The following is a 13805-nucleotide window of genomic DNA, read 5'->3' on the forward strand; positions in this document are numbered from 1 at the left end:
ATGTCCAAGACGGAACGCTCTATCGATGATCAACTGTCCGAACTTGCGGCGGATACCGGTGAACACCATGTGGCCGTGACGTTCACGCTCAACGAGGTGACCAACACCGTTCTCCTTCCCTCCCGGACCTTGGCCTCGGACGCCATTCGCCACCACCTACGTCAGACGGGGACACACGTCGGCTGTGAACACGGAGTGTGTGGGGCGTGCACCGTACTGCTCGACGGCAAGCCGGTGCGATCCTGCCTCGTACTCGCCGCCAGTCTCGAAGGTCGATCGGTGACTACCGTCGAAGGACTCGTCGAACCGGACGGGACTCTGCATCCGGTTCAGCAGGCGTTCAAGGATTGTCACGGTCTGCAATGCGGATTCTGCACCCCGGGATTCGTGACCACCATCGCCGCATTCCTCGAAGAGAATCCAGACCCCACACACGAGGAAGCGACGGACGCCATTGCCGGCAACCTGTGCCGCTGCACCGGGTATCAGAACATCAGGGCATCGGTGCTGCGCGCCGCAGAAATCAAACGTGAACGAGCAGGCCAGTTTCCGCTCGGAGTCGACGACGAAGCAACGCGGGAAGCATTGGACCGCAAAGTGCGGGGAACAACAAACCCTGTGGGGGGACGGGCGGGTAAGGCATGAGTGCACCGGTCAAACCATCGAAGCAGAACAACGGGGCACAGGTTCCTGCCGACCATGCCGTCGCCGATGACAAGTTCTTCGGCAAACCGATTCCGCGAGAAGAAGACACGAGGCTGCTCAGCGGCCAGGGCCGCTATCTCGACGACCTCGGTCACAACGCACTGATCGCGGCGTTTGTCAGATCGCCGCACGCCCATGCGCGAATAGTCGAGATCGACATCGATCAAGCTCTGGAAGTGCCCGGCGTGCATGCCATCTATCTCTACGAGGATCTGCTCGCCGATACGCCGGAAATGGCGGAGAACCTGCCGCTGCTGATCCCGCATCCGGGAATTATCGCTCCGCGCAACGGTTATCCGCTGGCGAAGGACGAGGTCAACCACGTCGGGGAAGCCATCGCCATGGTGGTTGCCGACAACCGGTACATCGCCGAGGATGCGTGCGCGAAGATCGACGTCACGTACGAGATGCTGAAGCCGGTTGTGGGAATCGATGTCGCGCGCAGTGCCGAGAACGCTGTCCACGCCGACGTTCCTGACAATATCGCCGCTCACTTGCAGCACGGGTTCGGTGATCCCGACGCCGAATTGGCGGCTGCCCCACACCGGCTGACGCTGGACCTCGAAATCGAGCGGTCGGCATCCATGCCGATGGAAGGCAAGGGCGTCTACGCACGCTGGGACGGCGACGAGAACACGCTCACGTTCTGGACGTCGACGCAGACGTCCACGTCGGCTCGTGCCGCGATTGCCGCGCGGTTGGGAATGGCGCTCAACAAGGTTCACTGCATTGCGCCCGACGTCGGCGGTGGATTCGGTGTCAAGATCGTTCACCCGTGGCCCGAGGAAGTGATGGTCACGTGGGCGGCCAGGCGGCTCGGGCAGGCCGGTATCTCGAGTGAGGTGAAGTGGGTCGAGGATCGCCGTGAGCATTTCATCTCGAGTGCCCATGAGCGTGGACAGATCCAGAAAGTCGAGATCGGATTCGACGACGAGGGGCACCTGCTGGCCTTCGACTTCACGTTCTGGCACGACAACGGCGCGTACCTGCCGTACGGCATCATCGTCATGATCAATACGGCTACACAGGTTCTCGGTCCGTACAAGCCGAAGTCGTTCCGGGTCAACGCATATTCGCTCTACACCAACACCGTCCTGGTGACCCCCTATCGTGGTGCCGGACGGCCACAGGCGGTCTTCGCGATGGAGCGGTCGATGGACGCCATCGCCAAGTACCTGGGCAAAGACAAGATCGCGGTCCGGGAAGCGAACTTCATTCGCCCCGAAGACATGCCGTACGACTTCGGCCTGATGTTCCAGGACGGGCGCCCGCTGATCTACGACACCGGTGACTATCAGGCCGGTATCGACAAGCTCAAGAAACTCATCGACTGGGACGGATTTCCCGAGTATCAGAAGAAGGCTCGCGCCGAGGGGCGGACGGTGGGCATCGGAATCGGTGCGTACGTCGAGGGCACCGGTCCCGGACCGTACGAGGGTGCACACGTCGTGGTCGAGACGTCCGGAAAGGTCAAGGCGGCCACCGGCTTGACGACGCAGGGGCAGGGTCATCAGACGGCGTTCGCCCAGATCGTTGCCGACGACCTGGGCGTCAAGGTCTCCGACGTAGAGATCGTCACCGGCGATACCCGCCGATTCGGTTATGCCGTCGGAACTTTTGCCTCGCGTGGTGCCGTCATGTCGGGTTCCGCATTCCATGTTGCTGCGCAGATGGTGGCGGAGAAGGCCAAGAAGATCGCGTCGGGAATTCTCGATCTGGAGCCCTCCGAGTTGGAATTGCGGGGCGGCCACGTGTGCAAGATCGGCACCGAAGCCGGCGTGGAAGGGACTTCAATTCCATTGAGCGTCGTTGCAGTGCTGTCGAATCCACTACGTTACGCGTTCGACCGTGAGTCGAAGCTGGCCACCGGGTTCGCCAAGCCGGACATGGACATGTCGAAGCCCCCGATTCCGGAGGGTGAACAGCCCGGTCTGGAAGCGACAGGGTATTACTCACCGCCCAGTTCGACCTTCGCGTCGGGTGTACACGGGGCAATCGTCGAAACCGATCCCGTGACAGCGGAAATCACGGTCAGACGCTATGTCGTCATCCACGACTGCGGCAACGTGATCAATCCGCGAATCGTCGAAGGACAGGTCATGGGCGCCGTCGCTCAGGGAATCGGCGGCGCACTCTACGAGCGGATTGTCTACGACGAGCATGGGCAAATGCTCAACGCGTCGTACATGGACTTCTTGATGCCGTTTGTCACCGAGATGCCGGATTCGCTCGAGATGGACCACACCGTCACTCCCTCCGGACTCAATCCCTTGGGGATGAAGGGCGCGGGTGAGGCTGGAGTCATTCCCACCTCGGCCGTCATCGCGGCAGCCATCGAGGACGCCGAGGGAATCCCCATCACGTCCATGCCCATTTCACCGTCGGAACTGTTCGAACTTCGACTCGCACATGCGGGTTCGTCATCAGAGGAGAATGCATGAGAATCGCCGGCACCGCGCAGTTGACGGCCCCTCGCGAAGAGGTTTACGACAAGCTCCAGGACGGCCGTGTACTGGCTGCGACCATTCCCGGTGTGCAGTCGCTCGAGCAAGTGACGGACAATCACTACAAGCTGTCCATCATGGCCGGTGTCGCGTCGATCAAAGGTGTCTACGACGGCGAAGTGGTTCTTTCGCAACAGAATCGGCCGAATTCGTTTGTCATGACGGCGTCGGGCGCTGGTGCCCCTGGCACGGTGAAGGCGGATGTGACCGTCACGTTGGTGGAGAGTGAGGGCGGAACGCTCCTGTCGTACGACGCGGATGCAGTGGTCGGCGGCATGGTCGGTGGCGTCGGTCAGCGCATGATCACGGGTGTGGCGAAGAAGATGGCAGGAGTGTTCTTCAAGAGCATCGACGGTGTGATCGCCAATGGCATTCCCGAAAAGGTGTCGCCGGCCGTGCCGGCTACCGCGACGGTGTCTGCTGAGGGAGCGGCGCAACCTGCAGGAGTTGTTGCGACGCCGAGCATTCTCCCGACCGGTACACCCGTCGCCGCCGGCTCCGATGCCCGTACCGTCTTGGTCAGTGCCGTGGTCGGTGCGGCGATCGCTTTGTCAGGTGTTGCTATAGGCGGTTTCCTGGCGCGCGGTGGTGTGCGCCGATAGGAACCACGACGCTCGCCGCATACGCGTGTGATGAGGGAACGCCCCGAACCGCCCCGGTTCGGGGCGTTTTTCGTGTCCGTGGGTCGTGCCTGGAGTTTCCGCTGTAGCGGCTCGTGATCGTGCGCCGAACCGCGGGCGTTCGATTCGGCTACTTCTGCCAAAGAAACCGCACGGGAGAACCTGTGGAATAGCTCTACACGTCAGGTACGAGTCGCTCACCGGCGAGGGCCACATCCGTTCATCGGTACCAGACGACACGAGTCAGAGATCTCAGGAGGAAGCGTGGAACCCAGGAAGATTCGGGTCGGTATCGACACCGGCGGAACGTTCACCGACATCGTGGCAGTGGACGACGAGACCGGCGCCATCGTCACCACGAAAACGCCGTCCACTCCGGCAGATCCCGCTGAGGGGTTCCTTGCGGGTATCGAGAAGGTACTTGCCAAGCTCGGCGAAAGCGGCGATTCGATCGGTGCCGTCAGCCACGGCACGACTGTTGCCACGAACAAGCTGCTCGAAGGTAAGGTCGAGAACCTCGGCTTCATCACCACCGAGGGTTACGAGCACGTTCTCGAAATCGCGCGGCAGTCCGTTCCGGACGGCTATGGCAACTCGTACTTCTGGGTCAAGCCCGAGCGCATTGTTCCCGCCGATCGTGTTCGCACTGTCGGTGGTCGACTTTCCTTCGACGGCAGTGAGATCCGGCCGCTCAACGAGGACGACGTTCGCGGCGCCGCCCAGTTCTTCAAGGACCGTGGAATCCGCACCATCGGTGTGTGCCTCATGCACTCGTACGCAGATCCGTCCCACGAGGAGCGGCTGCGTGACATCCTTCTCGAGGTGTACCCCGATGCCACGGTGAGTATTTCGAGCCAGGTGCTTCGGGAGTACCGGGAGTACGAACGGTCGATCACGACTCTTGTCGACGCTGCCGTCAAGCCGAACATCCGCAACTACGTGAACAACATCGCCGATCGGTTGCGAGAATTCTCCACGAACGACGGCGAACCGCGTGACATCCCGTTCTACGTCATGAAGTCCAATGGCGGCGTGCTCTCGGCCAAAGAGGTTGTTCACCAGCCGATCACGACAGTTCTCTCCGGTCCGGCCGCCGGTGCCCTCGGTGCGGCACTGATCGCCGACACTGCCGGCGTGGAGCAGGTTCTGACCTGTGACGGTGGTGGCACGTCCACCGACGTCACCGTCGTGGTTCGCGGCGAACCCGCGCTGACCACCGAAGGGCGAGTGGGAAACTACCCGTCGAAGATTCCGATGATCGACGTTGTCACAGTCGGTGCCGGTGGCGGTTCTATCGCCTGGATGACTCCCGAGCACACGCTGCGAGTAGGTCCGCAATCGGCAGGTGCTGATCCGGGGCCATTGTGTTACGGCAAGGGCGGCAGCGAACCGACCATCACCGACGCGCACGTGACGCTCGGACGTATCCCACCCCACCTGCTCGGCGGTGAGATCCCCCTCGACACCGATTTGGCGCGCAAGGGTCTCGACGATCTTGCGGCACAACTGCGTTTGAGTTTCGAGGAGTGTGCTGTCGGCGTCCTCGAGGTATCCGCCTGGAACCAGGCAAACGCCCTGCGCCAGATCACCGTGAAGCGTGGGCTCGACGTCCGCGACTTCACGCTCGTGACGTTCGGTGGGTCCGGATCGCTCCTCGCGTGCCGCCTCGTCGACATTCTGGGGCTGAAAGACGTTCTTGTCCCGCTCAATCCGGGCAACGTGTCCGCGTTCGGCCTCCTGACGGTCGACGTTCGCAACGACTACGTCCAGACTCACGTCAGCCGACACGACCGTTTGAAGACCGAAGATCTGCAGAAGCAGTTCGACTTGCTGGCAGCGGAGGCCGAAGTCGCACTTGCCGAGGAAGGATTCGACGAGACGCAGCGCCGGTACACCCGCACCGCTGATCTCCGCTACCTCGGCCAGGCATTCGAGGTGCGTGTCCCGGTGGCCGAAGGTGCCATCACGACGCAGATCATGGACGCCGCCGCCGAAGCCTTCCATCAGGCGCATCGCGAACTGTACGGCTACGACTTCCGAGGTGACCCGTCGCAGCATGTGGAATGGGTCAACGTGCGCGTCAGCGGCATCGGACCGATCAAGCGCCCGACGCTCAAGGAAATCGCAGCCGGCACGGGTGCCGAAAACGCTCGAACCGGGTCGCGTCAAGCATATTTCGACGCTTGGGTCGAAACCACTACCTACGATCGCACTCGACTCGGCGCGGGTGACGTCATTGAAGGCCCGGCCGTGATCGAAGAGTTCAGTTCCACGGTTCCGGTCCACCCCGGATTCTCGGCACGTATCGACACCTTCGGAAATATTCGCATCTCGAAGTCTTCCGACTCGAACGGAGTGAAGTGATGACCGCCATTCTCGATGCTGCAGCAGCGACCGCGGCAAAGCCGTACCGACTCACCGCCGTAGACGGCGCGTCACCTGACCCGATTCTCGTGGAGATCGTGGCCGGCTACCTGGCCAGCGTCGAGATGGAGGTCGAGACCTCGATCTCACGGACCTCGCGCTCGCCGATGATCCGCGACGCTCACGACTTCCGCGCGGGTATTCACGACCGGAACCTCCGCAAGCTCACGGGCCGTTCGTATTCCGCTCTCGTCCATCCCATCGCGCGAGACTTCCCGCTCGAGACCATGAAGCCTGGTGACGTCTACTTCCACAACGACGTCTACCTCTCCGAAGGCGGAATCGGCCACCTCCCCGACCTCTGCGTCACCGTGCCGGTCTTTGCCCGCGTCACGCCCGATGCCGAGCCGAAAGTTGTTGCGTTCGTCCAGGCCTTCGGACATCACGACGACATCGGTGGCTGCTGCCCCGGTTCCATGCCCTCGGGTGCGACCACGGTCTACGAAGAGGGCCTGATGGTTCCACCGATCAAGCTGTGGGACCAGGGCGTACCCAACGAGGCCGCGCTGCGCATCATGACGCGCAACTCCCGCATGCCAGACGCTCTGGCAGCCGACCTCGACGCCGAGTGCTCGGCCTGCCTGATGGGTGCGCGTCGACTCACCGAACTGTTCGAGCGCTACGGAGTCGATACCGTCGAGTCGTGCTTCGACGCGATGATGGACGCGACCACCGAGACGTACCGTCGCGAGATCCTCAGCAAGATTCCGGTGGGTGAGTACACGTGGGAGGACTACGCGGAGCACGACGGTGTCGACGAACCGATGCTCCACGTTCAGCGCATCACCCTCACGAAGACCCGTCCGGAAGACGAGGGCGGCGAGCGACTGATACTGGACTTCAACGGAACCGGCCCCCAGGCCAAGGGGCCCATCAACCACTGTGGTGATTACGCCGACGGCAACTTCCTCATCAAGTGGCTCGCTCCGATTCTGCGTAACCTGGCGGACTCCCCGGAGCGAATGGCGGAACTCGACGTCAACGAGGGCGTCGTGCCGTTGATCGAGATGAAGTTCCCGGAGAAGGGAACACTGATCACTCCGATCTTCCCCGCCCCCACCAACGCTCGTACCTTTGTCATCCTCCGGTTGCTCGGTGTGCTCGCCGGTGTGGTCGCCAAGGCCGTCGACGGAAACATGCCTGCCGATCAGGAAACCATCCGATACACGGGCGTGTACGGCGAGGACTTCGAGGGCCACTCGTACCTCATGCGTGAGGTGCTCGGCGGTGGTTCGGGCGGACGCTACTACGCCGACGGTGAGGACACGATTCACGTCGTGCCCGATTCGCGAAACCTCCCGACGGAGTTCACCGAGAGCCGCTTCCCCTTCATCGTCGAAAGACTCGGCTTGGCAATGGATTCCGGTGGAGCTGGACGCTACCGCGGTGGTTTGGGCTACGAGAAGCACATTCGTATGCTCAAGGACGGGCACTTCATGTCCATTGCGGATCGCTCCATCCTCTCCTGCTGGGGCGTCAAGGGCGGCAAGGCCGGCCGGCCGTTCTCCGTGGTCCTCAATCCGGGCGGACCGAACGAGCGTGAGTTCGACGCACTGACCGACGCCGAGCCGATCAAGGCCGGCGAGGTGATACGCATTCGCACCACTGGCGGTGGTGGCTGGGGAGATCCGTTGGATCGTCCGACCGAAGAGGTGCTGCGAGACATTCAGTGGCGCAAGGTATCCGTCGACGGTGCCCGCGACGACTACGGTGTCGTTGTAGTAGTCGAGGGCGGCGAACCCTCTGTCGACGAGACGGCCACAGCGCAGCTGCGGGACCGTCTGCGCACCGAGCGCGGCGACAATGAGCCCTTCTTCGACCGGGGGCCGGGTTATGCGCAACTGTCCGGCGGCAACACTTCCGCGGTCTACGACTACATCTAGGACGGGTAACCCTCATGACAAACGGAATTGCTCGCGGCGACGACATTGCGGTGATCGGAGCCGCGGGCAAGACCGGTGAGGCGGTGGTGGCCGCGCTGTCGTCGAGCGTGAATGTTCGACGGCTGGTGAGACGGGCACGAACCGATTCCGAGTTCGAGGTGGAACTCGAAACCGGTGGCGGACTGAGGAAGGCACTCGTCGGATGCCGGGGGGTGTATTTCATTGCGCCCAACGTCCATCCCGACGAGCCTGCCCTGCTCCGAAACGCTTTGACGGCAGCGGCGTCTGCCGGTGTGGAGCATTTTGTGTATCACTCCGTTGCCTGGCCGTTCAGCCCCGCCATGCCGCATCACCTGGACAAGGCCAAGTGCGAGGACGAACTGCACCGGTCGCCGCTGAAGTGGACCGTGCTGCAGCCGTGTGCTTACGCGCAGAACTTCGAGGCTGTACTCAACGGAGAATCCGATCGAATTCTGTTGCCGTACAGCGCAGATACACGGTTCTCCTTTGTCAGCCTCGGTGATGTCGCCGCTGTTGCCGCGGCAGTACTCGTCGAGGGTGCTGCGGTGCATCACGGTGCAACGTACGAGGTGGGCGGGCCGCAGGCCCTCAGTGTCATGGAGGTGGCGCAGATAGTGGAGAAGAAGACATCACGTACCGTCACCGTCGACCAGATCAGTCTGTCGCAGTGGCGCGACGAGGCCGGAAACAGTCTGGACGTCAACGCCAGTTCGCGTCTGGCGGCGATGTTCGACTTCTACAATCACCACGATTTTCTTGCCGGTAGCGCGGCCGTCCAGTTGGTTCTCGGTCGTCCGCCGGTCGGAATCGAGAGCCTGGTGAAGTGAGCACACCTTCTCTCAAGCTCGCACCCCTTCCAGAGCACTGGAAGGGGTGCGAGCTTGATAAAAAGGGTGCTCACTCGGGCTAGCTCTGCACCGCAGTTGTCGTGAACGGAAGCACGAGCCGTGATCGGTGGGTGGCATCCCGGTAGATCTTGTGGGTCACGGGGCGGCCGACCGGCAGATGGAACGCGTCCGGTGGGAGTAGAGCGTTGTGCTCGTCCGCCAACGGTTCGGCGTTGGACAACTCCACGGTCAGCTTGTGACCCGGCTTGAAGGTATTCGCGAACGGGTAGAGGCGCAGCACGTATTCCTCGATCGTGCCCGGCTCCACGGGCACCGCACGGGTGTGCGGATGGTGCGGGTTGCCCTCGGTGGTTCGCTCGTCCAGCTCGCGGTGCGACGCCTTCAGATAGCCGGAGGTGATCAGCTGACGCTTGCCATTCGGCGCGTAATCCCACAGACGCAGAATGAAATTCGAGTCGGTGGCGTCGATTTCTGCGAAGATGTGCGCGGCACCGGTGCCGATCATCTCGGTGGATTCCTCGAAAACCGGTGTGCTCCACGACAGGATCTCGACCTTGTCGGTGACGGTCAGCGGTGCCTGGTAGAAACCGTCCGGGGCGGCGTACTCGGCGCCCATCGGCTCCGGTTCGACGGAGAGTTTGTGGCGCGGGCGCAGATACAGCGACTTGTACTCGATGTCCTTCGGCGGCCATTGGCTTCCGGTCGCCACTTCGCGGGAGCCTTCCACGAAGACACTCACTGCCGGCTCGTCCATGACACCGTTGTCGATGCCCTTGATCCAGTAGTCGTACCAGCGGAACATCTTGTCGTGCTCTTCGATGAAGGGGCGCGACTGCATCGGCGGGTAAGGGCCGATGTCCAGCTTCTTGGGGCCTTTCAGCGCGTCGAACAGTTCGATCGTGCCGTCCATCGTCCAGCCGCGGCCCTGGTCGATCTGCAGGTAGACCGGGATGTCGATGTCGGGGGCCAGGGTGATCGGATTGCGTTCCTCGTACCAGTCGCCGTCCAATTCGTTCATCACGATGTCGAACCAGGCTTCGTGGTTCTTCGGATAGTTCAGCACGTGAACCAGATTCGGCCACGCGGCCACGTCGGGATCTTGCAGGCGCTCAGCGACGCGCTTCTCGACCTCTTCGGGGCTGTACGTCTCGAGCATGCGGGATTTGACGCCGTCGGTGAACGCCCAGCCGGAGTCACCGCCGCGACCCTCGCGGGCTGCGCGCGGCATGAACCACATGATGCCACCGTGGTAGGTGGTCTCGTAGAAGTCGTAGTGGCCGCCGCTCACGAAGATCGCCTTCAGATGCGGCGGACGCTCGGCGGCGGCCAGTACCTGCATGGAGCCGAAGTACGAGATGCCGACCATTCCGACGTTGCCGTCGCACCACGGCTGTGCCGCAACCCATTCGATGAAATCGTAGGCATCCTGTCCGAGCGAGACACCACCGGCGTTGTAGTTGCCGATGTGCTCGCCCTCGGATGCGCCGGAACCGCGCAGGTCGCCGATGACGTGAACGTAGTCCTCGCTGACGATGCGCGCGATGTCGCCGGCTTCGATGCATCCGTCCCACATCGGGCTGGGGCGTCGCTGCGGTGGCGTGGTCAGGGCAAGTGCCTGCAGTTCCTTGCCGTAGGGGCTCAGAGCCACGAGCGCCGGCCGCGGTTTACCGTCGACACCCTCGTAAGCGTCTGCCGCCAAGTCGATCCCGTCGCGCATCGGGACCCGGAGATCCTTACGGATGTGGATGGGCTGTCCACCCGCGTTGAATATTTCGAATTCGGCCATGAGTCAACGACTCCTATTCTGCTTCGTCGTACTGGGTGCGGTAGCCGTGCAGCGTCGTGAAGAACGGAGACGGTTCGAGGGTGGGGTCGCCCTCGTAGCCGAGTTTTTCGGCGACCGGTGCAAACGGTGAGTACGCCGAATCCGTCTCCGGCAGACCGCCGCACAGGCACTGATGCGCTGCGCCGCGGACGCCGACCTCGATGTCGACACTCTCGCGCAGTGCTTCGGACGCCTGGTCGCGGTCGAGTTCGACACCGTAGGCGACGCCGTCGGCCCGGCGGTACGGATGCCCCAGATACAGGTGGTTCGGCCGGATCTCGTCACGCAGGTACTGAAGGCTCGTCCGGTAAGCGAGTGGATCTTCGTAGCCCGGAAAGCCGTTGGCAGCTCCGTGGACCTGCACGGCGTCGCCGACGAACACATCGTTCTGGCCGTCAACCACATAGGCGACCGACCCGGCCGTGTGGCCCGGGATGGAATGCACCGACACGGTGATACCGCCACCGAGGGAGAGTGTTTCGCCGCCCCGGACCAGTATGGACGGCTCCATCTCGCCGGAGATGACAGCGTTCGCCGACGCTATCTGCTTCTCGACACCCTCTGGATCGTTGAGGTACTGCCCACGCCCCGTCAGGTATTCGTCGACGTGTGCCTGGCGCGAGCGCAACAGGTGCGCGTCGGCCTCGTGGATCACAACCTGGGCGCGCCGGCCGGTGAGTTCCCACAGGGCGTACGCCCCGCCGATGTGATCGATATGGCCGTGGGTCAACAGGATCCACCGAACATCTTCGATTCGGCGCCCGATTGCCTCGAGTGCCGGCGCCATTCCCTCGGCCGGCGACGACGCGATCCCGGTGTCGACAATCGCAAGTTCGGGGGCGTCGATCAAAAAGCTGTAGAGGCCGAATCTGCCCCACGGCGAGACGAGGGGATGAATCTTCACGTCGTCCGTCATGTCACTCACCGGTGGTACGAAGGAAGGAGGCAATCTCCTCGAATACCGTGTAGTACTCCGGGATCCAAGCAAAGTTCTGCGCAAAGCCGTGGTTGGCACCGGCATAACGGCTGACCGTTACTTGTGTGCCGGCTTCCTTCAGTCGCTTGCCGTACGACTCGCCCTCATCACGCATCGGGTCGTACTCGGCCGTGACGATCAGTGCCGGGGGTAGCCCGGAAAGATCCTCACGCTTGATCGGTGAGACGAGCGGGTTCGCCGCGTCCGCACCGCTTTCGAAGTAGAAACTGTTGAAGCCCTTCAGCCCTGCGGTCTCCACCCCGTACCCAACGGCGTTCTCCCGCAGGGATTCGTAGCGATCGACGTCGAAGTCCAGGTCCAGCGAAGGGTAGAGCAGAACCTGGTGCGTGATGCGGTCGAATCCCTCGTCATGTGCCATTGCAGCGACTGCGGCAACAAAAGTGCCACCGGAACTGTCGCCGGCCAGTGCGAGTGTCTTCCCGTCCCACTTCAGTGCCTCGCCGTTCTCGCCTGCCCACCGCACTACCGCGTGGCAGTCCTCGAGCCCGGCCGGGAAAGCCGCCTCGGGAGCGAGGCGGTAGTCGACGGAGATGACCTTGAGTCCGGTTTCCTTCGCGAGGTTCCGCGCAACATGGTCATGCGTGTTCAGGCTGCCGAGGAAGAACGCGCCGCCGTGGAAGTACACCAGCAGTCCGTACGCGTCGGCGTCGACCGGTGTGTAGATCCGTACGGGCACATCGCCCGCGGTCGTGTCCTCCACCGCGTGCAGTGGCAGGCGTTCTTCCAGGGGAGCAACGTGCGCCTCGTCGCCGGTGCGCATGGCTGCCGGGTCGATCGGGCCCTCGGGCGGGGCCGGCAGGGTGGCGATGAGTTGAGCGATCTGGGGGTGCAAGGGCATGTCGTGGCTTCCTTACTCGGTTGCAGCCGGCTGAGCTGCAGTCTTCTGGCCGGGGAACACGTCGTTGACTTCGTCTTCGGTCCAGCCCTGACGCGAGATGCGCTGCAATTCGTCCGTCACCGGCTTGCGGTTCGCCTGGTACAACGCCAGTGCTTCCTTGACGGAATCTGCTTCCTTCAGGGCGTCGGCGAGACTGCCGGCGTCCAGGATCGCCGAGTTCGCGCCCTGGCCCTGGTGATGGAGCATCGAGTGGGCGGCGTCGCCCACGAGGGCAACAGAGTCGGTGTGCCACACATCGACCGGGTCGATGTCGTAGACCGCGCGAATGCTCACTGTGTCCATGTCGAGGTCGCGGGCGATGTTCACGATCCGCTCGTCGAAACCTTCGAGTGTCGCGAGGATGTCTTCCTTGGTGATCGTCGGCGCCCAGGTGCTGTCCGGGCACAGTGCGGTGATGTCGAACGAGACCTGGCCGCGGTGGCGCAGCGGCAGCAGGTAGACCTTCGTGCCCCGCCCGATGTACATCCGGAGGTTGTCGTCCGTGGCCATCCCGTAGGCGTCGTCGACGGAGATCACCGTGCGGTAGGCGTGCTCACCGGAGAACACGGGGCCCTTGTCGCTGAAAAGCTGTTGGCGCACAACCGACTTGATGCCGTCGGCGCCGATGACCAGGTCGGCCTCGACGGTCGTGCCGTTGGTGAAGGTGAGGACGGAGCGATCGCCCTTGTCCTCGAGGGTCTCTAGCTTGTGGCCGAGGTGCACCATGCCTTCGGGAAGTACGCCCAGAAGAGCGTCGATGAAATCACCGCGATGGATCAGGTGCGTCTTCGTGTTCTCGGTGTCGCCGGGGACAGCGGGCCACTCTTCCTTCATGATCGGATCATTGGTGCCGGTGAGGATTTCGAAGTAGTCACTCGGCGAGCTGACCTGCGCGACGGCGTCGAAGATGCCCCACTGGCGGAAGCGTTCCATGGTGGACGGACGCAGACCGATACCGGCACCGACCTCCCGGATCTGGCCGGCCTGCTCGTACACGTTGACGTCGGCGCCGAGCAGGCTCAGGGCCTTGGCTGCCGCAGCACCGGCGTATCCCGCGCCGACGATGGCGATTTTCAGGTTCTCGAGCTCTGAAGACTGCAT

Annotated in this window: 10 protein-coding genes; 6 read left to right on the top strand and 4 right to left on the bottom strand. The window is 62.9% G+C overall.

Features of this window, described 5'->3' with window-relative positions; all coding sequences use genetic code 11:
• From ACFRFQ_RS13425 to ACFRFQ_RS13450, 6 genes are all read left to right on the top strand, one after another.
• Positions 1-645, top strand: coding sequence for a (2Fe-2S)-binding protein (locus ACFRFQ_RS13425; protein ID WP_378658058.1), 645 nt, complete (start codon positions 1-3; stop codon positions 643-645).
• Positions 642-3146 carry an aerobic carbon-monoxide dehydrogenase large subunit gene (cutA, locus tag ACFRFQ_RS13430; protein WP_378658061.1) on the top strand — a complete coding sequence of 835 codons (2505 nt, stop codon included), beginning with the start codon at positions 642-644 and terminating at the stop codon, positions 3144-3146. The genes ACFRFQ_RS13425 and cutA overlap by 4 nt, the downstream gene beginning before the upstream one ends.
• Entirely contained in the window at positions 3143-3811 is a 669-nt protein-coding gene (locus ACFRFQ_RS13435) for a carbon monoxide dehydrogenase subunit G (protein ID WP_378658064.1), read from the top strand. Before cutA ends, ACFRFQ_RS13435 begins: the two co-directional genes overlap by 4 nt.
• Positions 3812-4093: 282 nt before the next feature.
• Positions 4094-6193 carry a hydantoinase/oxoprolinase family protein gene (locus ACFRFQ_RS13440; RefSeq protein WP_378658067.1) on the top strand — a complete coding sequence of 700 codons (2100 nt, stop codon included), beginning with the start codon at positions 4094-4096 and terminating at the stop codon, positions 6191-6193.
• On the top strand, positions 6193-8136 hold the full coding sequence (locus tag ACFRFQ_RS13445) for a hydantoinase B/oxoprolinase family protein (protein WP_378658070.1): 1944 nt from the start codon (positions 6193-6195) through the stop codon (positions 8134-8136). Before ACFRFQ_RS13440 ends, ACFRFQ_RS13445 begins: the two co-directional genes overlap by 1 nt.
• A 14-nt stretch (positions 8137-8150) precedes the next feature.
• Positions 8151-8984 carry an NmrA family NAD(P)-binding protein gene (locus ACFRFQ_RS13450; RefSeq protein WP_378658073.1) on the top strand — a complete coding sequence of 278 codons (834 nt, stop codon included), beginning with the start codon at positions 8151-8153 and terminating at the stop codon, positions 8982-8984.
• A 79-nt stretch (positions 8985-9063) separates the two neighbouring features.
• Here ACFRFQ_RS13450 and ACFRFQ_RS13455 read toward each other — a convergent pair whose 3' ends face one another.
• The 4 genes from ACFRFQ_RS13455 to ACFRFQ_RS13470 are packed head-to-tail and all read right to left on the bottom strand — an operon-like array spanning position 9064 to position 13805.
• On the bottom strand, positions 9064-10791 hold the full coding sequence (locus ACFRFQ_RS13455) for a CocE/NonD family hydrolase (protein ID WP_378658076.1): 1728 nt from the start codon (positions 10789-10791) through the stop codon (positions 9064-9066).
• A gap of 13 nt (positions 10792-10804) precedes the next feature.
• Positions 10805-11746, bottom strand: coding sequence for an MBL fold metallo-hydrolase (locus tag ACFRFQ_RS13460; protein WP_378658079.1), 942 nt, complete (start codon positions 11744-11746; stop codon positions 10805-10807).
• Between the two features lies 1 nt (position 11747).
• Complete coding sequence (locus tag ACFRFQ_RS13465) at positions 11748-12665, bottom strand: alpha/beta hydrolase (protein WP_378658082.1); 918 nt, start codon at positions 12663-12665, stop codon at positions 11748-11750.
• Between the two features lie 12 nt (positions 12666-12677).
• Positions 12678-13805, bottom strand: a complete 1128-nt coding sequence (locus tag ACFRFQ_RS13470; RefSeq protein WP_378658085.1) for an FAD-dependent oxidoreductase — start codon at positions 13803-13805, stop codon at positions 12678-12680.

This window comes from Rhodococcus sp. NPDC056743 (assembly GCF_042790355.1).
GTDB lineage: Bacteria > Actinomycetota > Actinomycetes > Mycobacteriales > Mycobacteriaceae > Rhodococcus_F.